The sequence below is a fragment of the Nodularia sp. LEGE 04288 genome, from assembly GCF_963896525.1.
Classification (GTDB): Bacteria; Cyanobacteriota; Cyanobacteriia; order Cyanobacteriales; family Nostocaceae; genus Nodularia.
In genome coordinates this window covers 54,025-78,767 of record NZ_CAWQOY010000092.1, presented here as the reverse complement: position 1 = coordinate 78,767, position 24,743 = coordinate 54,025, and the positions used below count along the sequence as shown (strand labels likewise).

Genomic DNA, 24,743 nt, shown 5'->3' with positions numbered 1-24,743 from the left:
CGTGAGAAATACAGGCATCATCGAATTTTAGATTTTAGATTTGGGATTTTGGATTGAGCCGACAGATAAATCCAGGGGCTTGTACCATTAAGGAACTATTGGTCAAGGAAGAGGCAGAGGGGCAGGGGGAAGAAGCAGGGGAGCAGGCTTGCCGTGAGCGTAGCCGAATGGGAGCAGGGAGCAGGGGGGAGTTAGAAATTACTTGAAACTTCCGGTTACTTAATAACCGTTCCTCTTCTTCCCAATCCCCAGTCCCCAGTCCCCATCCCTTGTATAAATTTTGTTTTGGAGGTTGGAAAAAATGGTCAAAATAACTGCTCGTAAATTTGTAGGCAGAGAAAATGTTTATGACATTGGGGTTGAGCATGACCATAATTTTACGATTAAACATGGTTTGATCGCCTCCAATTGTTTCAATAAATCCCACTCAACTGCCTATGGATATGTCACATATCAAACTGCATATTTAAAAGCTAATTATCCCTTAGAGTATATGGCGGCGCTGTTGACGGCAAACAGTGGCGATACAGATAAAGTGCAGAAATATATTAATAACTGCGCGAATATGGGTATTATCATCGACCCGCCAGACATTAATCGTTCTGGTCTAGATTTTACACCAGCCGCCGGCAAGATTTTATTTGGATTTACAGCAGTACGGAATGTGGGACAGAATGCGATCGCCTCTATTTTGTCAGCTAGAGATGAGGGCGGCGAATTTCAAACACTCGCTGATTTTTGCGATCGCGTCGATCTGCGAGCTGTTAACCGCCGGACTGTAGAATCCTTAATTCACTGCGGAGCCTTTGACAAAATTGAATCAAACCGTCAACAGTTAATCAATGACTTATTACTGGTTTATGATTGGGCGCAATCCCGCGATAAAGATAGAGCTAGCGGTCAGGGAAATCTTTTTGATTTTTCCGGTCTAGGTGGTGGCGTTACGGATACTAATCATAAAAAAGGAAGTAATGCTTTTGCCGCAGTTCCTAAAGCTGAACCTGTGGGAGATTTCCCCCCCCAAGAGAAGTTACGCAAGGAAAAAGAATTGCTGGGTTTTTACGTGTCAGATCATCCCTTAAAAGCTTTAAGACAAGCCGCATCCCTGCTGAGTCCGATTAACCTTTCACAACTTAATGAACAAAAAGAAGATACAAAAGTTTGTGCGGTGATCATGCTCAATAACGTCAAAAAAGTGATGACCAAAAAAGGTGATCAAATGGCAATTTTGCAAATAGAAGATTTAACGACACAATGTGAAGCAGTTGTTTTTCCTAAAACCTATGAACGCATCAGTGAGCAACTTATAGTTGATGTCAGGTTAATTATCTGGGGTAAAGTAGATCGGCGAGATGATCAAACTCAACTGATTGTTGAAGATGTCGAAAAAGTAGAGGAAGTAAAGATGGTGATGGTTGAACTCAATCCTCAAGAAGCTGGTGACATTGAACATCTACATCATTTAAAGACAATTTTACAAGAACAGTCAGGGGATAAAGAACAGGCCAGAACGCCAGTAATTGGAATTATACAATCAGAAAATTCTCGCCAATTGGTGCGCTTGGGTTGGCAATTTTCTGTGCAGTATTCTGGTAGAACAGTTCAAGCTTTGCAAAACGCCAGATTTACGGCGCATACAAAATCGCTGATTGATAATTGAATAGGAAAGTGCTGAGTAGAAACCCAGTCTCTATTACGAATTACGTTAGCGAAGCGGGGCGTAGCCCATTACGAATTACGAATTACGAATTACGAATTACGAATTACGAATTACATTTTCGGCGGCTTTGCAATACCTTGCTTCCTTAGATTCGCCTCAAGTTCTCTAATAAATTGCATATCTTCCTCTAACAGAGGCTGGTTTCTGTTTCCAGATAAGTCCTCACTAAAGGCGGGTTGCTTTTCCAAAAAACTGAATGCTTGGCGGAATTGATCGGGACTGGCTTCAATAGGGGAATCAAAATGACAGGTGATAATTTGGCGAAAATCCCAATTTGCAACTTGATCAGCCCAGAGAATTACTTGTTTTGGTGCTTGGGGGAGAATCAGAATTTGCAGGATTGGTGCTACAAACACGCGTCCATTACTTCGGAGAATATCGAATGACTGCTGCCAATCGTCTCGCCAGCGAAAGGGAAATAAACCAAAATAAGCCTGTGGTGAATGTTGTGGTGCTTTAAAAGCGTCACTAAACATTTGCCATAATCCAGTTGTTTCCAGGGAATGGGGACGAAAGTAAACGGCAAACAGTGAAATACGTTGCCATCCCTTGCGGCGATTTTCGGGATGATCTGCGATCGCTTCCCTAGCATGATCCCTAGCATGAAACAGTAAGGGATAGGGGTCTAATTGGGTAATAGCGGGTGGTTCTTCTGGTACAGACAGTATAGAGTCAGTCAGCAGCAGAGTGTGCGATCGCCTATGAAAAAATGCCACTTCGGCAAAAGAACCCCGTCCCAAGTCAATATCCAGCACCTGATAATCGAACTCATCAGCAAAAGGACTTTGACTACTATCTTCTGGAAGTACCTGAGTGCGTTTTTCGGGAAAACCCAGCCAACTCAAGGGTAAATTGAACGGGAAACTCCATTGATGGGGAGCCACAAAAACCTGTGCTTGTGGAAAGCGTCTGGCAAAAGGCCCGACAAAAACCTTATGTTCTAGACCCGAACTCGTGGGTAAAATAATGTACTTAACATCACCGTGCTTGGTGACTAACTCGTTAACTAAGCGGACACATTCAATAGTCGGAGCAACTGGCGCATAAACCAGAAGACCGCCGGCTGCGAGTTTCACCACAGTCATCCGAATCGGCACAACAGTGTAGAGAATGCCGTGAAGCTGATCGAATGTCCAGATCGTATCCTTGACTATTTCCGCGCAAATTGTCCGCCGCCTACCGTAGGGATAAAGTGGTACAGCCGGCCAGAAGTGCCATGACCAATCTTGTGGATGAGTACTCGGTTGCATCCATTCATGTTGCTGTACGTTCATTTTGTAGACTTTTAATCGTGATGATCACAAGCAAGGCAATTGCCAAAACTAATGCCAGGTTTCTAAGTAAAGAGTTGTTCCACTGCTTGAGTGCGATCGCTACCAATGCCCATATTGTGACTCCAGTGTAAGCAAAGTCTCGACGCTGAATCGCAATCACTGCTGCAATTACAAAAGCCACAAATAACATCATAGCCGTCCATAACTCAGCAGAAAGACCCCATCCATTCCACCCCTGAGAATACAACCAAGAAGCCACATTAACAATAGTCGCCACGCTAATCCAGCCCAGATAAATACTGATGGGAAAATGAACACACCACTTCTTCATCTGAGGTACACGCTGTTTACCAATGCCTAAACGCAAATAGGCAGCAATCAGTGGTATCAGAATTAACATCATTGCTATTACAGAAAGGGCAAAAAGTCGGGAAAGGAAAAGATATACCCAGATACTTTGAGCCACAGAAGCAATTACCAAGAAATATCCAATTTGGCGTAAATCTACATCATGCCTCTGGTTTGGGAGAAATTGGTAAATTGCCAATGCGAACAATCCCAGATAAATCAATCCCCAAATCGCAAAAGCATAGTTAGCAGGGATAATCAGAACATTAGCGAACAAAGTATTAGAAATATCACCTATTCTCAATCCGTTGAGCGGAAAAATATTTGATACTACATTGACAACAAAAGCACCAATGATTGCAGTCAATGTAACGATTTGCCGGATAAAATCTCCGTCATTTCCAGATGTAGACTTCTGCATAGAATAATCAGATAACTTATATCTTTGTCTGCTTTTATTTTACATCGTTATCAAGTAGGGGTTTGTTTTTGCATCCTACCTATTAGGAGGAGTATGAGTATTTATTTAGCGTTAGCATATTGAAGAGAAAAGACTAAAAAACCATTAAATAAAATGGAGGTTTGGTCAGTGAGTAAAACATCAATACAGAACTACCACGAACATCTCGTAGCAGCCGCAAAACGCCCTCAATCTGTGAAAGCTGTGGTTTCTCGCGGCGGACGGACTGACTTAGCTGGTTCAGCCTTACCTGATGTCCAAGCACCAACACTGCTAATTGTTGGTGGATACGATACACAAGTGATAGCGATGAATCAGGATGCACTGAAACAATTACGTATCAAAAAGCATTTGGAAATTATTCCTCAAGCCACCCATTTGTTTGAAGAACCGGGCGCATTGGAAGCCGTAGCGCAATTAGCGAGCCAGTGGTTTACGCATTACCTCATGCCATAAAATTAACAATACTATCACCAAAGCATTCATAGTCCATGAGGGCTTTGATTTCAACCTACAGCAGCTGGGACTCGGAAAAACCAAACTATATTACGACTCGTAAACACCCATGAAACCCTTACCAATGACCAATAGACATCTCCGACAATTAAATATGCGTTTCCTAGAACCCTTGTCGAGACGTTCCATGTCACAAAAAATCAAAAACAATACATTATTAATAAGTCTAAATTTTTATAAAATCTTGTATAGATATTTTGCAACTCGCTCAGAAAAGCTATTTTATGTGAAAAATACCCAAAAAATTTTCTACATTATAGTTTAAGATTTTCTAGATGAAATGCACCCTTTAATTGAACGGTGGAACAGTCGGCAGGGCCAGCAGAAAGCTCCACAGATACTTACCGAAGTAATAGTGGTCAAAATTTGCCAATTTGAGCTAGGCGGAATATCTGATTCTGATGATTGGTCTTGTGTGTCTTGAGCTAGCTCTTGAACTGAACGAGATAGCTGACTGACTGTACTCACCCCTTCAATTGCTGCTCCAATTAGATAAGCTACCAGGGCAATTCCTAGCCAGTGATTCATAATTTTGCAATTGTTAAATTCTGAGAAAATAATTGACCATATATATTAATTATGTGTAATTATTTGCTTTATTGTACTAGTGATTGCCTTTTCCAAAGGATAGTCTTCCTTCAGCTGTATCACGAATTAAGGGCAGTTTAGATTCGATGTAACTATTGAGACTGCTATCTGTCTGTATGTCAAGCACTTGCTGAGATTTGAACTTCTGGAGAAGTAATTGTACTAAGGCGGCATCGTCAAACTGGAGCAGAGTACTGACTTGGGTAGACTCGATTACAGCCCAAATTTGTTGCATCATCTTAGCAGTTATCATGATTTTCGCCTTTCTTAAGATTTTCTTTATATTCGCACACCTTAGCCATTTGTGCTGGGTTTGCGGCTCAAGATTAATCAATCAACACAATTAGAGATGCCTAATGAGTGATTTAGAGACAAATATTCACGATATAAGCAGGGAGCAACATGGAAAATGACACAAAAATGTGGTGGATATATGCATTGCTTTCAGCTGGTTTTGCCGCATTGACAACCATCTTTGCCAAAATTGGTGTTGAAAATGTGAACTCTAACCTAGCAACAGCAATCCGAACGGTTGTCATTTTAGTGATTGCTTGGGTAATTGTACTTATTGAAGGTAAGGGAGTCAATCTTTTGGCAATTCCCCAAAAGACTATGTTTTTCCTATTATTATCGGGAATGGCTACTGGTTTGTCCTGGATTTTTTATTTCAAAGCTTTACAAATGGGAAAAGCCTCACTCGTTGCACCAATTGATAAATCTAGTTTGGTATTAGTTTTATTGTTTTCCGTTATTTTTCTGGGTGAATCGTTAAGTTGGAAAATTGTTTTAGGCAATTTATTAGTAGCTATAGGAACCTTGGTATTAATCCTTTAAAATTCTGATCACTAACAAGTCTAGTAACATTGCGTACAAGTTCTAGAGGAATCTGATGTGACTTTTGAGAGAATGTGACAGTTAAAGCCGGATTCCTCTAAATTAACTAGATATACTTGCCTGTAACTGATTCTCTAGATTTGCACGTAAACATAAGTCTGCTATCGACCAAACCCACAACTTATTTGTAGACACCGCAAAATCTTCCGGTTTATGGGTGACAATTGCGTCTAGTTGCCAATACCTGGCACAGGAGAACTCTACCGCCGATTCAAAATCTCTCAGGGGTAATGAGCGTGCTTTTTGGAGAATCAGATGGTCAACTTGGCAAACTTCAATTTTCCCTTGTAACCAATATAATACTATCCCAGCAATCTTACTATTTTTGAAGCATTTGGCATAGGTGTAAATTTTTTGCCAACCAACATCTGTGATGTACATCTGAATCAATGGATGTACTCTATCTAATAATACTCTAATATCTTCTGTAAATTCTTGGCGATTGATCAAAGCTTCTAATATTAAATCAGCATCCAATAAAATTCTGATCACTTGAAATCCCCTTTAAGTCTGATAACGATAGCGTCAGAAAGCAGCTGATACGCATTTAATTTGCATCCTTGATGCTGAAAGTTGGCGATACTTACTTTTTTACAATCGCAGCAGTAATACTGATATTTAAAAAACATAAGATGCAAGTATGAATGTGCTTTAGCTATCTCAATTGGGTATGGGCATAATTAAATACAACTTGAATTAGCAAGATTTCAGATACGATGTCAAATTTTGGTAAAGATAGAGATTCTGGAAAAATAAACACAGGCTTTCACATTACCCCGCCTGATGCAGACTAGTAATTGCTTGAGAATATGTTGAGATGACGAGCAATTATTTTTTATGGTTCCAAACTAGAGCCAGTAGCTGGAATACTTGGGCTTAATTTGTAGAGTTCAGCCCGATTATCCGCCATTGATGAGATAAAGAGATAAATTTAGTTTTAAGCAAAGGGTAGATCCCAAGAAACACATTGGGATTGTTTTCCTAAAAGCTTTGCTATATCAGGATGACAAAATGTGTTTCTTAGAAGGGATGGGGTATTAGGCGGTAAGGATGGGAAAAACTTTTCCCTAGTCCTTAGTCTCTAAAAATTTAAACTCGGCCAGTCTGCTTCACGATAATAGTGCGTCATATCGTCAAATTTCCGTAGTTCTACACGGTCGATTAAAAATTCTGGAGAATTCAGCAGCCATTGCTGATTCAACTCAGAAAGCATAGTGCTGAGATTTATCCGGTCTAAATCTGGCGAAACCTCCCCAAAATAGCCTAATGTGACGTGGGCGAGAAAATGATAATGCTGTTCAATACCCAAAGCCATTAACTTCGGATTTTGATAAATTTTGCGGCGAAATTGAATAATCTGCTCATAGCAATGTTCATTCTGGGGGACTAAACAAACACCCACTGCTCTCGGCATCACTACCAATCCCAGCATTTGCCATTGAATCGGATTAGTTCCATTTGTCATGGATTCTTGATACTGCTGTAATATTTCAGCACAACAAGAGCGTAACTTTTGGTCAAATTCCGGGTCTTTTTCACAAGCGTGAACATAAGCACTGTCCCAAATCAAGTCAGCTAAAGTCAAATGAAAGCTAGCCGGGGGTACAGGGACAATCAAATCACTGCCCACAGGCAACTGTAAAAGTTCCTGCTGGTAAGATTGTAATTGGCTATGGAAAGTAGAGTTTTTTGCTTGTTCTGCCGCAGGTGGGGTAATTAGTGAATACCCAGGAAAAGGAGCAGCTTGTCTGGAGCCAGAATGCAAATTAAACTTAGCAGATTCCTGAATATGCTGAATTTGGGATCTGTAAGCTTCTGGTAGCATCATTTTTGCTACCCGATTCAGGTAAGTTTGATAGTTGTCGTCCAATCTTCGTAGCCTCGCGCTCTCACTTGATAGATTTTAGGGAAATTTACTCAGATTAGCAGAATGATTTCAAAAGTATTTAGCTTTTTTAAAATGATGATACGAGGACAAGGGTAACAAAAAGATTAGACTTAAGTATTGATGACCGCAAAAATAGATTTTCGATGCAGTAATTGTGGTTTTTAGGGGGGACGGAGAAGCCCACCCCACAAAATCAATAATCTTATGCACAGACAAACAGCAATAATCTCCCGCGACAGCCTAGCTTGGTGGGGGAGTCTTAACTTAAATCCGTAACCACTTCCATTGGACGCATCATATCGTGGTCTTCATGGATTAAGACATGACAGTGCCAGACATATTTTCCTAGTCTATCGTATTTGGCAATAACCCGGACAACTTGATTGGGGTAGACAATTATGGAATCCTTTCGACCCTGTTCGTAAATTTCTGGGTCTTGCGGATCGCCCTGAAAGTAAACATTTCGGAGAAATTGCTTAGTCTCTCCCTTTTTGGGGTCTATTTCCGAGACTACATTACCACTGAAATTCTGCCGATTGAGAACGTGAAAGGCAATCAAGTGAATGTGGATAGTGTGTGTGTACTGAGTAGTGTTGTAAAATTCCCAGACCTCGGTTTGATCCAGCAGTGTTTTTTCTGTTACAGGGTCTGAATATTTAAACGAACCATCTTCCAATGTACCCAGCAGAAACAGATCATTGTTACCTGCTTCTCTGAGTTGAAAAAGAGCTAATTGCTTGGGAGGTACAGTTGCTGTCAGAGGTGTGATGTTCTCCTGTCGCAACTGAGTCGTTAATCCATCACTCTCGTCTGTATCAACTGTGGCGATGGGAATATTAGAAAGCGGTTGGTTGACAATGAACTTAATAATCTGACCAGTTGTATTAGGATCAGCTCCTGGGCCATAGTTTCTTAAAATGAACTCTTTTCCGGCATCGTTAGTAAAGTCTACAATCACATCTGCACGTTCACTAGGAGAAAGAACCAAGTCATCTAGCGCAACTGGATTGTGTACAAAGCCTTGCTCAGTACCTATGAGGTACATTTTTTTATCTGAGTTGTAAAAATTGAGCTCGTAAAAGCGTGAATCTGAGCCATTGAGCAAACGCAAGCGATATTTTCTTGGTTCTACCTCCAGCTTGGGCCATACCATCCCATTCACTAAAATTAAATCGCCATAAGCTCCTGTGCGACTAGGTACTCCTGGTGGATTTATATTACCTTGTTCTGGATAGAATAGTTGACCATCAGTAGTAAACTTTTTGTCCTGAATCAGCAGTTCTCTTTCGTAGTCACCACTGGGTAAAACATCATTGTTGATGAGACTATTTTCGTTGTCATCTCGCAGTAAATAATAACCTGCAAGACCTGCATAAGAATTTAAACGAGTAACCATGTTTGTGTGGTCGTGATACCAAAGTGTCGCCGCTTCTTGGCTATTGTCATATAGATCGATTTTTTGTACCCAGTCTGGCCCTGTTAGTTCATAGTTTTGTGTGTACCACTCGTCTGGTAAGCCATCGCTAGCTGATTCGGTATGACCTCCATGCAGGTGTACAACTGCGGGTATTAATTTTTGCTCAAAGGCTTCTCTGAGAGGTTGACTGTGCAGTTTTTCGATATCTATCGGTAGCAAATGTTCTCTCGGTAGCTTATTTTCCCACTCAACTTGAATAGGCACAGACTCTTGGGCGATGAATGTGGGGCCAGGATAAGTCACATTTTGACCTGCTAAACCATATCCCCAAATGGTTGTATTTAAACGCTCATCATCGCTAGTCCCATACTCTCCATCTTCACCGGGGTTGGCATATAGTCCTAGCCATTGCTCACTTTCTCTCATTTCTAGAGTAAAATTTCCTCCCGTTGTAGCATCTATCTTCTGAGGAGAAGGTAGGGAATTAATGAACTGTGGTTGGCTTCTGGCATTGAGCAGGGAATAACTGTTTGTAGACTGGGCTTTGACTGAGTTAAATGAAATTCCTAAAATAAACAAAAATAAACCTAAAAAAAGTAACCTATTTTTCATGTTCATCAAATTTGATAGAAAGTGCATTATTGCGTCATACTCTTTTTTGACATCAAAGCAAAAAGCCATCTTACAAACTGTTGTTGGCGAATATTGATGTTCTATTTGTATAAATTATGCAATTAGACTAGATTCGCCATTTTGACAGAAGATTATTGAGTAACGCTGTTTAAAACAATATCATTATGTCTATTGGTATCTTGATATATCAAAAGTAATAGAAAAATCTCCAATAATTAGAGATTAAATTGTTTTTTATACAATTAAATAAAAATAGGTTACAATACTAATAAATGAAATTTATTTTGCAAATAGCAAGTATATTTAAGCTGCAAAAAAGCGTTAATTCAAAATAATTGTGAATTGAATTTTAGCGAAATATATTTATAATGGCTCAAAGTTTTTTTGATTTTTTGTCTTACCTACTCGCGATCGCATTATTACCATGAGTCTCACGCAGGATATGTCTGCACATTTAGGTGTTAAACAATACAGTTTTTATACAATTAGCTAAGTAATTACGTGTAAAAAAAGCGATTAAAGCTTTTCAGCCCGCTTGGGAAATTTAGCCATTTTCCCTGATAAATCAAAAATTAATTTTACAATGTACACTTAGACTTGGCTAAACCTGCTGTTAAAAAAGTTTATGCTGTTTTTTTATTGATTTGACGAGCAATCCATCGGCTCAGTCGCAGGCAGTTTATATTAAATAAGTAGCGCGAAAACTAAAGATTAAAAACGCAGAGGTGAACGCAAAGGCGGCAGAGTGAATATATCCTCCGCGTTTCTCTGTGTGTAAAAAAACAGGATATGAATTATGAAGACAACATTAGATAATTTGATTAATTCTCTCGAAGGTATCGAAATTATTACTGAAACTACCCAGGTGGCTAAATTATCCCAGGATTATCATACCTTTAGCCCGGTTCTAGTACCCAAGCTGGAGGGTAAAGTTGGGGAAATTGTGGTGCGTCCTGCTAACGAGGAAGAAGTGATCAAGGTTGCGATCGCTTGTGTCCAATGCCAAATACCTGTAACTGTCAGAGGTGCGGGAACTGGTAATTATGGGCAGTGTGTGCCTTTACATGGCGGCGTAATTTTAGATATGTCGAAGATGCAGGGGATACCTTGGGTAAAACCAGGAATAGCACGGGTGGAAGCTGGGGTGAAATTGGCTGCTATCGATAAAAAAGCGAGAGAAATCGGCTGGGAAATCCGTATGGCTCCTTCTACATACCGCACAGCCACAATTGGGGGATTTATTGCTGGTGGAAGTGGTGGTATTGGGTCAATACAATATGGGTTATTAGGCGATCGCGGTAATATTTTAGCCCTGCGAGTGGTAACTTTAGAAGATCAGCCTCGTGTGATCGAATTACGTGGCGATGATGTGCAAAAAGTCACTCATGCTTGGGGAATTAACGGCATCATCACAGAGGCAGAAATCCCTTTAGGGCCAGCTTACCCTTGGGCAGAAGTGATTGTTACATTTGACGATTTTATGGCAGCAGCCAAGTTTGGACAAGTCCTTGGTAATGCTGACGGCATGATTAAAAAATTAATTGCGGTGTTTGCATCGCCCATCCCCCAATACTTTCATCCCCTGCAAGAGTATATTCCTGGAGGTACTCACTCAGTTTTGTTAATGCTGGCTGAATCCAGTTTAGAGTTATTACCGGGTTTAGTGCAGCAATACGGCGGACAGATTACCTATCAAAAACCAGTTGCTGAAAAAAGTATCAACTTGGGAGAATTTACTTGGAATCACACCACGCTTCACGCCCGGACTGTAGATACTTCAATTACTTATTTGCAAAGTATGTTTCCGGCTGATGCTAGCTTGGAACTGGTAGAGCATATGTATCATTATTTTGGTGATGAAGTGATGATGCATTTAGAATTTTTTCGAGTCAATGGTCGGGTAATTCCTGGTGCTTTACAACTTGTACGTTACAGCACAGAAGAACGCCTGAATGAAATTATTCGTTATCACGAAGCTAAGGGTGTATCTATTGCTAATCCCCACACATATATTATTGAAGATGGGGGTAGAAAAGTTATTGACCCTGAGCAGTTAAAGTTTAAAGAGATGGTTGATCCTTATGGGTTAATGAATCCTGGGAAGAGTAAGGTTTTAGAATTTAAAATTCCCAATTAAGAAATCACATTTTATACCTCCTTTGTATTTATCTATGCTATGGTTCGAGAACCGTGGAAACCATGCAAAAATCCAACATCCAACATCTCCCATGATTGAAATCGACGGTTCCTATGGAGAAGGAGGTGGACAGGTTCTGCGTACCTCCTTGAGTTTAGCCGCCATCACTGGCGAACCGATACGCATTGTTGGGATTCGCGCCAAACGCAAAAAACCAGGATTAGCAGCGCAACACTTAACAGCCGTTCGTGCTGCTGCGAGGATTTGTCACGCCCAAATGCGGGGTGATGCTTTGGGTTCAATGATGCTAGAATTCATTCCCAGTAGTTCTGTGCAGGCCGGAACTTATATTTTTGATGTTACGGAAGTGCAACAAGGTGGTTCTGCGGGTGCGATTACTTTGGTTTTACAGACTATCTTGTTACCTTTGTCCCTCGCATCTGGTGATTCTCTGATAACGCTGCGGGGTGGGACTCATGTTAACTTCAGCCCGACAATCACATATATTGAGCAAGTTTATTTACCAACACTCAAGCGTATGGGGATAGAAGCAGAAGTGAAGTTAGGTGCTTGGGGGTGGTATCCCCAAGGTGGGGGAGAAATTCAGGTGCGGGTGAGTGGTGGTAGCACACTGGGCGGAATTAACTTATTAGACCGTGGAGATTTGCAACAAATCCGGGGACTGGCTGTAGTAACGCAACTACCCGCCCATATTCCTCAACGGATGGCAAATCGGGCTGAGAATTTGTTACGAGAAGCAGGATTAAAAGTTAATATAAAGGCTTTAAGAGAAAAGGGTGTAGCACCAGGGGCAGGTATTTTTCTGACTGCTGAATATAAAAATAGTTTAACTGGCTTTGGTGGGTTGGGGCGTTTGCGAATAACCTCCGAAGAAGTGGCAGAAATTGCTTGTAAACAGCTGTTAAGATTTCATCAATCCGGCGCACCAGTAGATGAATATTTAGCGGATCAATTATTATTGCCAGCAGTTTTAGCGTCAGAGGAAAGTCAGTATAGAGTGGCTGAGGTGAGTACACATTTGACGACAAATGCCGCCATAATTAAACAGTTTGGGCTGGCTCAAATCATAGTAGATGAAGAAGAAAAGATCGTGGTGGTGAAGCCTGGGGATAGGTAATTTCCAGGGATATATTTTTTTTAGTATGGCCCTAAAAATCGTTCGCCGTTGAAGTGAATTATATGAGTTGGTGCTTCTGCTACCCAAACTTCTGTCTCCCAAGAAATTTCGTTAATATATCTTGCCATGTCACTGCGACGATCAAAAGCGGTGACGAATACAAGTCCTGCCGTTGAATTTTTAAATATGGCTTCTAGTTCATTGCGGCGTTTAGGATTTATCGGTCCATGACTGGTAGTTGCTTCAATTAGTACCAGCCAATTTTTCTCTATAAAATGAACCACAACGTCAGGCATTTTTCCGTGTGCTTCAACTGTAACACCCAAAGAGTTTAGATATTGACTATCAAAATATCCCCATTTATCACCAGTATCACCTATGTAAATTAACTTTCCTTCTGGGGTGAATAAAGCACAAAAATCATTGATAATTTTTTCAATAAGGATATTTTGTCCTCCTGGTGACAAAGAAATAGTCTGTCCTGGAGTCACTATAACGGGAATCCTTTGCATATAACGTTCCTGAGCATATCGACTCTTTAGTGTTTCTACTGTTGTCAGATAAACTATCAGGTTTTTACTCCAGTCATTTGTTTCATAGTTACGAAATAATTTCAATGCGTTCGGCTCAACTTGATAGACTGTTTTTGGGCTGTTTGTTGCTCTGGAAGGTTGATCCGGGTTACTGATTAGAAAGCCAGCTTCTAGAAACTGGTGAACCGTTTGACGACGAATTGTTTCACGGGTATTAGGTGCATAAGTTTTACTATAATTTTTAGCTATAAATTCCATTATCGGAGTGATGCCTAATAGAGGATTTGTTGCACGATTCCAAGGTATATTAACTTTTAGATCAAGTAAAGCTAGCAACGTTAGTGCCGAACGCTCATTTTGTTGCGCTGCGGGTAAACCTAGATCCCTGAGAACAGCTTTCGCTTCTTCTATTTTTTGCAGTGCTGGGATAGAATCAGGCGAATTGAGGTTATCTGACATCCTTTGTCACTCCTGCTTTACGTAACTTGCAGTTATTTCTGGCTGGGTTCTCCACAGCATCTATTCCCAGTTCTAGAGATAGCTGTATATATTGAGTTGATTGATGAATTTCTTGTGATGAAATTTGTTGATTCCTCTCCAAATAAGTTTTTACAGAATGCGCTAAAGCCTTTGCTAATAAAGGAGGTACAGCATTACCAATCTGATTAAACTGATTATTTTCAGAACCTTGAAATTGGAACCAATCTGGAAAACTTTGCAGGCGCGCACCTTCACGAACTGTCAGCCTTCTTCTACGTCCATCTGGTAAACGTATTCGTAACATATCACCAGTTGGACTAGATAAATTTCTACAAGTTACTGTTCTAGCAGGGGTATCCAAATTAATATCTCTGGGATTGATACATTTAGAAGCTATTTCATACTTTTTAATATATTCATCCATGCTAGGAGTTAGAATTTTGGAATTAGGTGGTGCTAAATACGCTGATTTCCCCAAAGCTTCACCAGCAGTATAAGGTGAATAAAAATGTGTTTTTTCAGGCCAATGCCAACCGCCTTTATGTGCAACACAAAACAAGCGTTCTCGTTTTTGAGGTACACCATAGTGGGCAGCATTTAAAATTTCCCATTCAACAATATAACCAATCTCTTGTAGAGCTAAAACTATTTCTTCAAAATATTTTTTATTACGAAACAGCATTCCCCGTACATTTTCAAATAAAGCTATTTGAGGACGATAACGCTCAACAGCAGCAATAAAAATCGGAAAGCCATCACGACTATCTTTTAAGCCTAATTGATGCCCACTGACACTAAAAGGTTGACAAGGTGGCCCACCAATTATCACTGCTGCTCCTTCAACTAAATTAGATAATGGTGTTAAATTAACCTGATGACATACACCAAGCAGATTATGCTCATAAGTTGCGCGGGCATCTGCTAAAATTTCGTAACCAATTGTTTGAAAACCTGTAGCTTCAAAGCCCAGCGCCAGTCCACCACAACCACTAAATAAATCGATGACTAAATGTTCATTATGATTTTTTTCAGGCAGTTGTAGTTCTGTTTCAATGAAATTAAGGTAAGGCAGTCTAAATTTCAAGGTTTCAATTAAGATATCAGATAACCAGTATATAAGATAAATTGCCTAATATTTGCTGCTCGCAGAAAGGAATTCAGATATCGAAGTAGGGCTGAAGCCCTAACTACAAACCTTTAATGTTGCAGAATCTATTGGGTAAAAACCTTGACAGTATTACCTGGGACAGATACTTGCACTCGTGCGCCTATGGGTAGAGGAATATCAGCTATAGTTCGAGCGTGAATTTCTTTCCCAGAGGCAGTTTTTAAACAATATAGATATTCACGTCCTAAAAATCTGCGACTGTGGATAAATACAGGCGAATCAGTGGCGGCTTCTAATTTTAAACCTTCCTGGCGGATCATGATTTCGCCAGTGTCGTTTGTGTAGTTAACTGGTAACTCAAAATTACCGACTTCGGTTTCCCATATATTACCTTGACGACGGGCGGGAAGAAAGTTAGCCTGAGTCACAAATTCAGCTACAAACCTCGATGCTGGATGAGTGTAAATTTCTTCTGGTGTGCCTATTTGTTCTAAGTGTCCTTGTCTCATTACGCCCACAATATCGGAAATAGCTAACGCTTCTTCTTGGTCATGGGTAACAAAAATGGCTGAAGTACCCGCCGCTTTCAGTATGTCTCGGATTTCTTCGCGCAACCTTAACCGCACTTGAATATCAAGGTTACTGAGGGGTTCATCTAACAGCATCAGTTGCGGTTGGCGTGCTAAGGCGCGGGCGAGGGCGACTCGTTGCTGCTGTCCACCTGAGAGTTCGTAAGGATAACGCTTTTCTAAGCCTTGCAAGTTTACTAGTTCAATGACTTCGGCGATACGTTTTTGGATTTGCTGTTTATTTGAATGTCTCAACCCAAAGGCGACATTTTCGGCTACGTTCAAATGGGGAAACAGGGCGTAATCTTGAAAAACAATGCCGATATCTCTCTGCTCGGCTGGGACAGAAACAGAACCTTCGCAAACTATTTTACCGCCAATTTCAATTTTTCCTGATTGCAGGTTCTCAAACCCCGCAATCATTCGCAACAGCGTCGTTTTACCACAACCAGATGGGCCGAGCAATCCCAATATATCCCCTTGTTGCAGCGTTAGAGATACATTATCGACGGCGGGCGCGACATTTTGGGAAAACTGCTTGGTGACATTCTCTAATTGGACAATTGCTTGTTGCATAGTAGATAACAAAGAAAATAAGGCGATGAGTAAATTAAAATTTAGGTTGTGTTTCGGCGTTAGGTGTGACTTTCTCTTTTTTAACGTTTTCTTGAGATAACACCAATAAGGTGGAACCCATAGAAACGAGTAGCATTGCTAGAGAGGAGGCCGCAGCGTCAGCAAAATCGACGTTTTCTGTGGCTTGCCAAATTTGTGTTGCTAAGGTGTTGAAGCCTATGGGTGCTAACAGCATTGTTGCGGGTAGTTCTTTAATGGCTGTGAGAAAGACCAAGACGGCACCACTTAACACTCCAGGTCTGACGAGGGGTAAAGTAACTTCTCTTAAGGCTTGCCAAGGATTTCTGCCTAAGCTGCGTGCTGATTCTTCTAGCTGGGGATTGACTTGTAAAAGGCTGGTGCGTATTGCTCCGACTGATTGAGGCAAAAATAACACTAAATACGCAAATATGAGCATTGGCAATGTTTGATACAAAAATGGTAAGTAGTTTGCACCAAAAAATACCAAGGATAAAGCTACTACAATTCCTGGTACACCAAAACCTATGTAAGAGCAGCGCTCAATTATAGCGGTGATTTTAGTGGGGAATCTGACTGATAAAATGGCTACAGGTAAGGCAAATATTGTCGCTGCGATCGCAGCTAATCCTGCTGCTGAAACTGAGTTTAAAATACTAGGTAATAAGTTGGGGAAACTGTAGCCTGTATTGAGTCCCCGAATCAGCCAAAATAAGGTAATCCCGACTGGTAACACTACACCGAAGCTAGTGATCAGGAAGCAAAAACAGAGGGCTGGCCATTTCCAGATTCCCAATTTGACAATTTTGGGCGGACGCAAAGAGGCGGAACCACGACTGTAATATGCAGCGCGCGATCGCACTCGATACTCTAGCCATAAAATTAAAAGTACCAGTGTCACCAACATTAAAGATAACACTGCGGCTGTGTTACGGTTAAAACTAGCTTTGTATTGGATAAAAATTACTCGTGTAAAGGCATCAAACCGCATCAGCGAGGGTGTACCAAAATCTCGTAATGAATATAAAGCTACCAATAATCCCCCGGCAATCATGGAGGGTTTCAGTTGGGGTAAAACTACCTTAAAGAAGGTTTCCTTACTGCTATAACCCAAACTGCGACCAGCTTCTTCTATAGAAGGATCTATACCTTGTAAGCCAGAACGGACACTGAGTAATAGATAAGGGTAAGTAAACAAGGTGATTGCTAAAACTGCCCCTGGAAAACCATAAATGGAAGGTAATTCTTCTACTCCCAAAGGTTGGAGCAGTAACTGTAAAAAACTCCCCCTTGGTGCTAAGGTGGCAATTAAAGCAAAACTACCTACATAGCTAGGAACTGCTAAGGGTAAAGTTGTGGCGACTAACCAAAATTTACGTGCGGGTAAGTCTGTCCGCACAGTTAAAAATGCTAATGGGATGGCAATTAGTGTGGAAAATAAGGTCACTGTTGCCGCCATCGCTGCACTATTAAAGAAAACCGTGATATTGCGGGGACGAGAAATTAATGCCCAGAACTCATCCCCACCGATACCTACTGCACGGATAACTAAGTATACTAACGGCAGGGTAATAGCCACGGCTACAACTGCTGCCGCTAAAATTAGAAATAATGGAGGGCGAACCGATGATTTCAACTCTTACAAAACTCCTGCCTCTTGTAGCAATTCTAACGTTCCTGGCAGATCATTCAAGTTTGTCAGGTTAACGTTGGGTGTCTTAATCTGGTTCAATGGTACTTGATTTACCGGCCCTGCTACTCCTGAAACTACGGGATATTCATTAGTTTCTTTCGCAAAGTATGCTTGCGAACTGGGTCTGAGTAAGTAGCCAATCAGTTTTTCTACTTCTGGTTTTTGCTTGGTGGAATTCATAATTGCCACACCAGCAATGTTGATCATTGATGCTGCATCTTGATTGGTGTAGTGAGCAGCCACAGGGAATTTGGGATCAGTTTTTTTGAAGTTAGCTAAATAATAGTTATTTACCAGCCCGATTTGAGTTTCTCCGCGTCCTAAAGCTTCTACAATTGTGGTGTTGTTGCGGTAAACTTTGGCTCCGTTAGCTTTCATAGCTTTCAGCCATTGCAGAGTTCTGGGTTCTCCCTCTAATACGCGCATGGCGGTAACAAATGACTGAAATGAGCCGTTAGTTGGGGCCCAAGCTACTTTACCACGCCATTGTGGTTTGACTAAATCCCAAACTGACTTTGGCAGTTGTTCCTTTTTGACTAGGTTGGTATTGTAGTTTAGTACACGCGCCCGACCAGAAATACCTATCCAATGTCCTTGGGGAGAGCGAAAACGAGAATCTACTCGATTGAGCAAGTTAGATGAAATTGGCAGTGTGAGATTTCGTCTTTCTAGCAAGCCTAAAGCGCCTGCATCTTGAGCAAAGTATAAGTCGGCGCGGCTATTTTTGCCTTCTTCCACGAGAGCGATCGCTAACTCAGCCGTATCACCGTAACGCACTTGGATATTCATACCCAAGTCCTTTTTAGCTTGTTCCAGCAACGGCGAGATCAGTTTTTCTCCTCTACCTGAATAGATAGTGACAGTTTTGGTTTGTGCATTTACACTTAGACCTACTCCTGAACTGAGCATGAAAGCTAAAGCTCCAGCTGTAACTTTCATTAATGGCAAAGTTTTCAATTTAACAGACTCCATTTTTATTTAACAAGAATATTTAGCGAAAATTCTCGCTATGCTTAATTATTATCACTAAGGGGTACTGGTAAGCAAGAAAACTTATCAAACTTTTTTTAAGTATTTCCAGTTTTGCCTGCATTACCTGACCCAACTCATATTTTTTGTGATATCTTAAATGATTGCTACTTCCTGCAATAGTTTCAGTGTATTATCCAAATCATTGAGGTTACTCAAATCAATTTTTTTGTCTTGTTGGCGAATTTCATTGAGTGATTTCAAATTCCCTTGGGGAGCAATTCCAGAAGCTAGAGGATACTCAGAAGTTTGACTAGCAAAGTAGTTTTGAGCCTCTTCATTGAGCAAAAATTCGGCAAATTTTTGAGCTATATTGGGATGCTTGGCACTGTTGAGAATGGCTATCCCTGCCACATTGACTAAAGACCCAACATCTTCTGTGAAATGATGCGCTACTGGAACTTCAGGATTATCTTTTTTGATTCGTTCCAAATAGTAGTGATTAACAAATCCTACAGCTATTTCACCGCGAGTTAAAGCTTCTACTATTGATGTGTTGTTAGGAAAAACCTTGGGTTCGTTAGCTTTGATACCTTCTAACCATTCCTTGGCTTTGTCTTCTCCCTCTGCCACTCGTAAGCCTGTAACAAAGGATTGAAACGAGCCATTGGTAGGAGACCAGCCAATTTTACCTTTCCATTTGGGATCAGTAAAACCAAAAATAGATGATGGTAATTCCTCTGCTTTTACTAATGAGGTGTTGTAATCTACTGTACGCACTCTGCCCGTAACACCTACCCATTGCCCTTCTGGTGAACGGTAAGCACTATCTACCTTATTCACCAGCGAAGTTGGTAACTGTACGGTTCTACCTGCTTTTTGCAAAGCTCCCAGAGCGCCTGCATCTTGAGCAAAAAATACATCTGCGGGGCTATTTGTGCCTTCTTCCAAAATTGCTGATGCTAATTCCGCCGTATCACCATAACGGACTTGAACTTTAGCCTTAGTTTGTGCTTCAAACTTCTTAATTAGTTCACCGATGAGTTTCTCATTGCGTCCTGAATAAATTACTAATTCTTGTTCTAACTCTGTGGCGGTTTGTCCTAACTCTGTGGCAGTTTGTCCTAACTCTGTGGCGGTTTGATTAGAATTAGCATCACAAGCAACAGCTAATCCACCGCTAGCAGTTGCTATTCCGACTAAATAAACAAATTGGCGACGCTTCATACCTTTCTCCAAACAAAACTATTACATCATCATCTATTTTTTCAAGAGTTTTTCATGAAAAAATAAACTGGCATCATCACAAATTCAGATAATAATTGTGATTAACCTGCTAATTAGATTCCAAATCACTTATTTGTGGTTTGCTCTCAATTTATTTAGCTCAAGCTATTGATAACTATTATAAATTAAGTTCCAATATATACATGATATTAATTTCCATTAAATCAAAATTTTTGTCTAAAAGCAATCAGATTCAGATGGGAATTATTCTTGTATAGCACTGAATGCTGAAGCCATATTTGTGGTCGCAGATGTGTTTGGTGATCAAAGAGCTGGAGGCGGTGACTTAAATTCCAACACCATTCTGGCTAATCGCGTCCGTCTGAATTTTGACAGTAGCTTTACAGGTAAGGATCGTTTACGTGTTCGCTTGCAATCTGGTAATGTCACAGGATTAAATCCTGGTGTGACTGGTACCAACATGACCCGTTTGGGATTTGATACCAAAAGATTCACCTATGGTTTCACCGCCAAGACACAAGTTATAGATGGGTTTGTCGAGGTAGAATCAACTCGAAGAGCTTAATTTTAGGAGTAAACCCCTGTCTCTACAATTTATTTCCCTTCCTCCTTCTACTTCTCAACCACCCACAGGTTTAATTGTCTGCTTACATGGTTGGGGAGCTAATGCTGAAGATGCTGCATCTTTATCGCCGTTTTTTAATTTACCTAATTACCAGTTTTTATTCCCCAATGCACCTTTTCCTTTTCCCGATTCCCCTACAGGGAGGGCATGGTATGACCTGAGAAAGGAAAATATGTATGAAGGTTTGGCAGAAAGTCAGCAATTGCTCATAGATTGGTTGCTATCTTTGGAGAGTAGCACTGGTGTGCCGTTGTCGCGGACTATTTTGAGTGGTTTTTCTCAAGGTGGGGCGATGACTTTGGATGTGGGGCTAAAATTGCCTCTAGCCGGATTAGTTGTGATGAGTGGATATTTACATCCGGATATAGTCACAACAGCTAAAGGTGATTTTTCCCCGACTTTAATTATGCATGGTAGATATGATGAAGTTGTGCCACTGGCAGCTGCTGTAAAAGCACGGTCAGCAGCAGAGTCTCTGGGAATTGCGGTAGAATACCATGAATTTGATATGGGTCATGAAATTCGCCCAGAAATGTTAGATGTGCTACGCAATTTCGTTGTCAAGCTCATTGGCTAATCTGGAGTACAAATTTTTTCCAAAATATGGTAAAAAGATTGCAAGTTTTTCGGAAATGTGCGCCCTCTAATGAGTAAGATAGATTGGGTAGCAGCGTCAAGCGCAACTCAAATCATGCTGGGTGAGAATTCTGCATAAGGGAGGGGCAAGGATTATGACAACTTTAAGCATTTCCAAGAAAAACATTTCTGCTATGACGACGGCAGATGTACAAGAGTTGGCTAATCGTCTGGAAGAAGATGATTATAGCAATGCTTTTGAGGGTTTAAATGATTGGCATCTATTGCGTGCGATCGCTTTTCAACGTCCTGAGTTAGTTGAACCCTATATCCATCTCTTGGATTTAGAAGCCTACGACGAAGCATAACAATTTTAACATTAGGAGTTAAGAGTTATATTTCTAACTACTTGCTCCTAACTTTTAACTATGCTGAATCTCCAACCCCAAACCCCAAACCGCAAAAAAAGGGTGATCATTGGTGTAGGTGGTGGTATCGCCGCCTACAAAGTTTGTGAATTAGTTTCAGCGCTGTTTAAAACTGGGGTAGAAATTCGCGTCATTCTCACCCAGGCGGCGCAACAATTTATTACGCCTTTAACTTTAGCTACCCTCTCTCGCCATTGTGCATACACAGATGATGATTTTTGGCAAGCCACTCACTCACGTCCCTTACATATTGAGTTGGGCGAATGGGCTGATTTGTTGGTAATTGCTCCTTTGACGGCGCATACATTAGCCAAGTTAGCTTGTGGGATGGCGGACAATTTACTCACAAATACGGTGCTGGCTTCTACTTGTCCTGTGTTGTTAGCACCAGCCATGAATACAGATATGTGGTTACAGTTAGCCGTGCAACGCAATTGGCGACAACTGTTAACAGATAGCAGATATCATGGTATGAAAACAGCGTCGGGGTTATTGGCGTGCGATCGCATCGGTGCTGGGAGAATGGCAGAACCCCCGGAAATTTTAACTTATATCCAATCACTTTTACACACTGGCGGTCAACGAGATTTAACTAATCAGCGTGTATTAATTAGTGCTGGGGGTACAAGAGAATATCTTGATCCAGTGCGGTTTATTGGCAATCCGTCCACGGGTAAAATGGGACTGGCTTTAGCACAAGCAGCACTGCATCGTGGCGCAGATGTGACGTTGGTGCATGGTGTAACTACTTGGGATGTACCATTAGGAGTGCAAACTATACCTGTAGTCAGTGCCGAGGAAATGCAGCAGGTAATGCAGTTATATTTACAGAAGGCTGATGTGATTATTATGTCCGCCGCAGTGGCAGATGTTAAGCCTAGAGATTATAGTCCAGAGAAATTACCGAAGCGATCGCTTCCCCAAGCTTTACCTCTAGAACCAGTCCCGGATATCATTGCTCAGTTAGCACAACTCAAACAACCCCATCAGCTGTTAATTGGGTTTGCGGCACAGACAGGGGATATTATCACCCCAGCTATGGCAAAGTTGCAGAATAAAAATTTAGATATGATTGTTGCTAATCCTATAGATCAACCTGATAGTGGATTTGGTAGTGATTATAATCAGGCGATATTTTTAGATAAACAAGGAAATCAAGTGGAAATTGCACCAGGTTCTAAGTTGCAAATGGCGCATGATTTATTTGATTTTGTGGCGTTTTCTCACGCAGAGGCGCAGAGGCGCGGAGAATCAGAGTTCAGTGAGTAATATGTCAAAGAATTACTGTGTTCCTATTTTTTAGGGATTTTCAGCATTTTTCTTATAATATCTGTAACACCTGACTAATTCGGGCTTGGTTTTTCACAGCGAAGGGTTTGGAAATGTTTACTTCGACAGAGATTCCCATCATTGGGATAATTTTGTTAATCGCTTTGGGTATTTTAGGTTGGGGCTTTTATCGCGCTAGACCTTTTGGGAAACTGGGAATCTTAGCCTGGTTGCAGTCGGTGGTATTAATGACTCCCTGGCTGCTGTTCTTTGGTTTGTTTGCGGCAGGGATTTACATTAATATACTTGGTATATTGATTTTAGTAGTAACTTCGGCTGGGTTGTACGTCTTTTTAGGCAGACAGTTACGCGCAGCTGGGCAAGATGCAATTATTAAGCAAAGAGCAACCGAAAGGCTAGCGGCTGATTCTTCACAAGCAGCCGAAAATACTCCGCAAGTCGTACTAGCAGAACTGAAAATCGAAGCACTGCCAATTCCAGAAGCAGATTTAAGTGCAATTAAAGGCATTTTCGGGATTGACACATTTTTTACCACAGAAACTATCTCCTATCAAGAAGGAGCGATTTTCAAAGGTAATATGCGGGGGGAAGCAGAAGAAGTTCACAAACGCCTAACTGCAAGTTTGCAAGAAAAAGTAGGTGATAAATATCGGCTGTTTTTAGTGGATAGTACAGACGGTAAACCTGTGGTGATTATCTTACCTAGTCGTAATGATCCACGTCCGATGTCATTACAGCAAAAATCCTTTGCGGTGATTCTATTGCTAGCAACAGTCGCCACTTGTTTAGAAACTGCGGGATTATTGCTGAATTTTGATTTATTTAGCAACCCAGAACGATTTGCGGCGGCTTTACCCATAGCGACTGGGATATTCGCAATTTTGGCAACTCATGAAATTGGTCATTGGTTGCTGGCTCGTCGTCACCAAATCCGCCTCAGCTGGCCTTTCTTTTTACCTGCTGTGCAAATCGGTTCTTTTGGGGCAATTACTCGCTTTGAGTCGCTGTTACCCAATCGTAAGGTACTATTTGATATTGCTTTGGCAGGGCCAGCCGCAGGTGGTATCCTTTCTTTGTTAATGTTAATCGTCGGTTTGCTACTTTCCCATCCAGGTAGTTTATTTCAATTACCCAATCAGTTTTTCCAAGGTTCAATTTTAGTCGGTAGCTTGGCGCGGGTTGTCCTGGGTTCAGCGTTACAATCATCTGTTGTCAGTGTCCATCCTCTGGTGGTGATTGGTTGGCTAGGGTTAGTGATTAATGCTTTGAATTTGATGCCTGCTGGACAATTAGATGGTGGTCGGATTGTACAGGCAATTTATGGACGCAAAACCGCAGGACGAGCAACTGCGGCTACTTTAATTCTCCTGGGGCTAATTTCTCTGGCTAATTCCCTAGCTATTTACTGGGCGGTGGTGATTTTCTTGTTACAAAGAGATTTAGAACGCCCTACTTTAAATGAAATCAGCGAACCTGATGATGCTAGAGCGGCTTTGGCTCTATTGGCACTATTTTTAATGATTACTACTCTTTTACCTTTAACTCCCGGTGTGGCGGGAAGGTTAGGTATTGGTTGATGAGGCGGGGGGAAGCTTTGATATCTTGTTGAGTGAACTA

Annotated in this window: 22 protein-coding genes and 1 pseudogene; 10 read left to right on the top strand and 13 right to left on the bottom strand. The window is 41.1% G+C overall.

Translation table 11 applies throughout. The annotated features are described in order from the left end of the window. The first annotated feature begins 301 nt into the window (after positions 1–301). The gene (locus tag AACX33_RS06690; protein WP_193998235.1) at positions 302–1,660 is read left to right on the top strand and encodes a helix-hairpin-helix domain-containing protein; all 1,359 of its coding nucleotides are present in this window, start codon (positions 302–304) and stop codon (positions 1,658–1,660) included. A gap of 110 nt (positions 1,661–1,770) precedes the next feature. Here the strand turns inward: AACX33_RS06690 and AACX33_RS06685 are convergent, their stop codons facing one another. Both AACX33_RS06685 and AACX33_RS06680 read right to left on the bottom strand, forming a co-directional pair. After that, on the bottom strand, positions 1,771–2,994 hold the full coding sequence (locus AACX33_RS06685) for a DUF4336 domain-containing protein (protein WP_193998234.1): 1,224 nt from the start codon (positions 2,992–2,994) through the stop codon (positions 1,771–1,773). Further along, positions 2,975–3,763: a tryptophan-rich sensory protein gene (locus AACX33_RS06680; RefSeq protein WP_193998233.1), complete on the bottom strand. Its 789-nt coding sequence runs from the start codon at positions 3,761–3,763 to the stop codon at positions 2,975–2,977. Before AACX33_RS06680 ends, AACX33_RS06685 begins: the two co-directional genes overlap by 20 nt. Positions 3,764–3,931: 168 nt before the next feature. Here AACX33_RS06680 and AACX33_RS06675 point away from each other — a divergent pair, with 168 nt between their 5' ends. After that, positions 3,932–4,258 (top strand): dienelactone hydrolase family protein, encoded by a 327-nt coding sequence (locus AACX33_RS06675; RefSeq protein ID WP_227788890.1) that lies wholly within the window; start codon positions 3,932–3,934, stop codon positions 4,256–4,258. Positions 4,259–4,579: 321 nt separating this feature from the next. On the opposite strand, the gene AACX33_RS06670 is transcribed toward AACX33_RS06675, so the two are convergent. Further along, a complete protein-coding gene (locus AACX33_RS06670; protein ID WP_227788889.1) occupies positions 4,580–4,846 on the bottom strand; it encodes a hypothetical protein in 267 nt (88 codons plus the stop codon). Positions 4,847–4,922: 76 nt separating this feature from the next. After that, positions 4,923–5,159, bottom strand: a complete 237-nt coding sequence (locus tag AACX33_RS06665; RefSeq protein ID WP_193998232.1) for a hypothetical protein — start codon at positions 5,157–5,159, stop codon at positions 4,923–4,925. Positions 5,160–5,308: 149 nt separating this feature from the next. Between AACX33_RS06665 and AACX33_RS06660 the strand changes: the two genes are divergently transcribed. Next, positions 5,309–5,740 carry an EamA family transporter gene (locus AACX33_RS06660; protein ID WP_265338632.1) on the top strand — a complete coding sequence of 144 codons (432 nt, stop codon included), beginning with the start codon at positions 5,309–5,311 and terminating at the stop codon, positions 5,738–5,740. A gap of 102 nt (positions 5,741–5,842) precedes the next feature. Here AACX33_RS06660 and AACX33_RS06655 read toward each other — a convergent pair whose 3' ends face one another. From AACX33_RS06655 to AACX33_RS06645, 3 genes are all read right to left on the bottom strand, one after another. Then, positions 5,843–6,292, bottom strand: coding sequence for a PIN domain-containing protein (locus tag AACX33_RS06655; RefSeq protein ID WP_193998231.1), 450 nt, complete (start codon positions 6,290–6,292; stop codon positions 5,843–5,845). Positions 6,293–6,881: 589 nt separating this feature from the next. Next, complete coding sequence (locus tag AACX33_RS06650; protein ID WP_193998230.1) at positions 6,882–7,670, bottom strand: DUF1868 domain-containing protein; 789 nt, start codon at positions 7,668–7,670, stop codon at positions 6,882–6,884. A 277-nt stretch (positions 7,671–7,947) separates the two neighbouring features. Continuing rightward, the gene (locus AACX33_RS06645) at positions 7,948–9,717 is read right to left on the bottom strand and encodes a multicopper oxidase family protein (protein ID WP_193998229.1); all 1,770 of its coding nucleotides are present in this window, start codon (positions 9,715–9,717) and stop codon (positions 7,948–7,950) included. A gap of 817 nt (positions 9,718–10,534) precedes the next feature. Here AACX33_RS06645 and AACX33_RS06640 point away from each other — a divergent pair. After that, positions 10,535–11,875, top strand: a complete 1,341-nt coding sequence (locus tag AACX33_RS06640; RefSeq protein ID WP_193998228.1) for an FAD-binding oxidoreductase — start codon at positions 10,535–10,537, stop codon at positions 11,873–11,875. A 91-nt stretch (positions 11,876–11,966) separates the two neighbouring features. Further along, positions 11,967–13,013, top strand: a complete 1,047-nt coding sequence (gene rtcA, locus AACX33_RS06635) for an RNA 3'-terminal phosphate cyclase (protein ID WP_193998227.1) — start codon at positions 11,967–11,969, stop codon at positions 13,011–13,013. Positions 13,014–13,033: 20 nt separating this feature from the next. Here rtcA and AACX33_RS06630 read toward each other — a convergent pair whose 3' ends face one another. From AACX33_RS06630 to AACX33_RS06605, 6 genes are all read right to left on the bottom strand, one after another. Next, a complete protein-coding gene (locus AACX33_RS06630) occupies positions 13,034–14,005 on the bottom strand; it encodes a BsuBI/PstI family type II restriction endonuclease (RefSeq protein ID WP_193998226.1) in 972 nt (323 codons plus the stop codon). Continuing rightward, positions 13,995–15,110 carry a DNA cytosine methyltransferase gene (locus AACX33_RS06625; protein WP_193998225.1) on the bottom strand — a complete coding sequence of 372 codons (1,116 nt, stop codon included), beginning with the start codon at positions 15,108–15,110 and terminating at the stop codon, positions 13,995–13,997. Before AACX33_RS06625 ends, AACX33_RS06630 begins: the two co-directional genes overlap by 11 nt. A gap of 128 nt (positions 15,111–15,238) precedes the next feature. After that, entirely contained in the window at positions 15,239–16,279 is a 1,041-nt protein-coding gene (locus AACX33_RS06620) for an ABC transporter ATP-binding protein (RefSeq protein WP_193998224.1), read from the bottom strand. 34 nt (positions 16,280–16,313) lie between these two features. Further along, positions 16,314–17,933, bottom strand: a complete 1,620-nt coding sequence (locus AACX33_RS06615; RefSeq protein WP_193998223.1) for an ABC transporter permease — start codon at positions 17,931–17,933, stop codon at positions 16,314–16,316. A 3-nt stretch (positions 17,934–17,936) separates the two neighbouring features. Further along, a complete protein-coding gene (locus tag AACX33_RS06610) occupies positions 17,937–18,929 on the bottom strand; it encodes an iron ABC transporter substrate-binding protein (protein WP_193998222.1) in 993 nt (330 codons plus the stop codon). A 186-nt stretch (positions 18,930–19,115) separates the two neighbouring features. Continuing rightward, positions 19,116–20,186, bottom strand: a complete 1,071-nt coding sequence (locus AACX33_RS06605) for an iron ABC transporter substrate-binding protein (protein WP_193998221.1) — start codon at positions 20,184–20,186, stop codon at positions 19,116–19,118. A gap of 280 nt (positions 20,187–20,466) precedes the next feature. Here AACX33_RS06605 and AACX33_RS06600 point away from each other — a divergent pair. The 5 genes and pseudogenes from AACX33_RS06600 to AACX33_RS06580 form a co-directional block, all read left to right on the top strand. Then, positions 20,467–20,688, top strand: a pseudogene (locus AACX33_RS06600) (iron uptake porin); the annotation flags it as partial. Positions 20,689–20,788: 100 nt separating this feature from the next. After that, complete coding sequence (locus AACX33_RS06595; RefSeq protein WP_193998389.1) at positions 20,789–21,409, top strand: alpha/beta hydrolase; 621 nt, start codon at positions 20,789–20,791, stop codon at positions 21,407–21,409. A gap of 154 nt (positions 21,410–21,563) precedes the next feature. Then, complete coding sequence (isiD, locus tag AACX33_RS06590) at positions 21,564–21,776, top strand: protein IsiD (protein ID WP_193998219.1); 213 nt, start codon at positions 21,564–21,566, stop codon at positions 21,774–21,776. A gap of 60 nt (positions 21,777–21,836) precedes the next feature. Next, on the top strand, positions 21,837–23,105 hold the full coding sequence (coaBC, locus tag AACX33_RS06585) for a bifunctional phosphopantothenoylcysteine decarboxylase/phosphopantothenate--cysteine ligase CoaBC (RefSeq protein ID WP_193998218.1): 1,269 nt from the start codon (positions 21,837–21,839) through the stop codon (positions 23,103–23,105). Between the two features lie 113 nt (positions 23,106–23,218). Next, entirely contained in the window at positions 23,219–24,703 is a 1,485-nt protein-coding gene (locus tag AACX33_RS06580) for a site-2 protease family protein (protein WP_193998217.1), read from the top strand. Positions 24,704–24,743 lie beyond the last annotated feature (40 nt).

Bases quoted from the DNA above. Each gene is read 5' to 3' on its own strand.
- AACX33_RS06670 (WP_227788889.1), bottom strand. From the start codon at position 4,846: ATGAATCACTGGCTAGGAATTGCCCTGGTAGCTTATCTAATTGGAGCA.
- rtcA (WP_193998227.1), top strand. From the start codon at position 11,967: ATGATTGAAATCGACGGTTCCTATGGAGAAGGAGGTGGACAGGTTCTG.
- coaBC (WP_193998218.1), top strand. From the start codon at position 21,837: ATGCTGAATCTCCAACCCCAAACCCCAAACCGCAAAAAAAGGGTGATC.
- AACX33_RS06580 (WP_193998217.1), top strand. From the start codon at position 23,219: ATGTTTACTTCGACAGAGATTCCCATCATTGGGATAATTTTGTTAATC.
- AACX33_RS06640 (WP_193998228.1), top strand. From the start codon at position 10,535: ATGAAGACAACATTAGATAATTTGATTAATTCTCTCGAAGGTATCGAA.
- AACX33_RS06680 (WP_193998233.1), bottom strand. From the start codon at position 3,763: ATGCAGAAGTCTACATCTGGAAATGACGGAGATTTTATCCGGCAAATC.
- AACX33_RS06690 (WP_193998235.1), top strand. From the start codon at position 302: ATGGTCAAAATAACTGCTCGTAAATTTGTAGGCAGAGAAAATGTTTAT.
- AACX33_RS06630 (WP_193998226.1), bottom strand. From the start codon at position 14,005: ATGTCAGATAACCTCAATTCGCCTGATTCTATCCCAGCACTGCAAAAA.
- AACX33_RS06665 (WP_193998232.1), bottom strand. From the start codon at position 5,159: ATGATAACTGCTAAGATGATGCAACAAATTTGGGCTGTAATCGAGTCT.
- AACX33_RS06685 (WP_193998234.1), bottom strand. From the start codon at position 2,994: ATGAACGTACAGCAACATGAATGGATGCAACCGAGTACTCATCCACAA.
- AACX33_RS06645 (WP_193998229.1), bottom strand. From the start codon at position 9,717: ATGAAAAATAGGTTACTTTTTTTAGGTTTATTTTTGTTTATTTTAGGA.
- AACX33_RS06610 (WP_193998222.1), bottom strand. From the start codon at position 18,929: ATGAAAGTTACAGCTGGAGCTTTAGCTTTCATGCTCAGTTCAGGAGTA.
- isiD (WP_193998219.1), top strand. From the start codon at position 21,564: ATGACAACTTTAAGCATTTCCAAGAAAAACATTTCTGCTATGACGACG.
- AACX33_RS06620 (WP_193998224.1), bottom strand. From the start codon at position 16,279: ATGCAACAAGCAATTGTCCAATTAGAGAATGTCACCAAGCAGTTTTCC.
- AACX33_RS06660 (WP_265338632.1), top strand. From the start codon at position 5,309: ATGGAAAATGACACAAAAATGTGGTGGATATATGCATTGCTTTCAGCT.
- AACX33_RS06605 (WP_193998221.1), bottom strand. From the start codon at position 20,186: ATGAAGCGTCGCCAATTTGTTTATTTAGTCGGAATAGCAACTGCTAGC.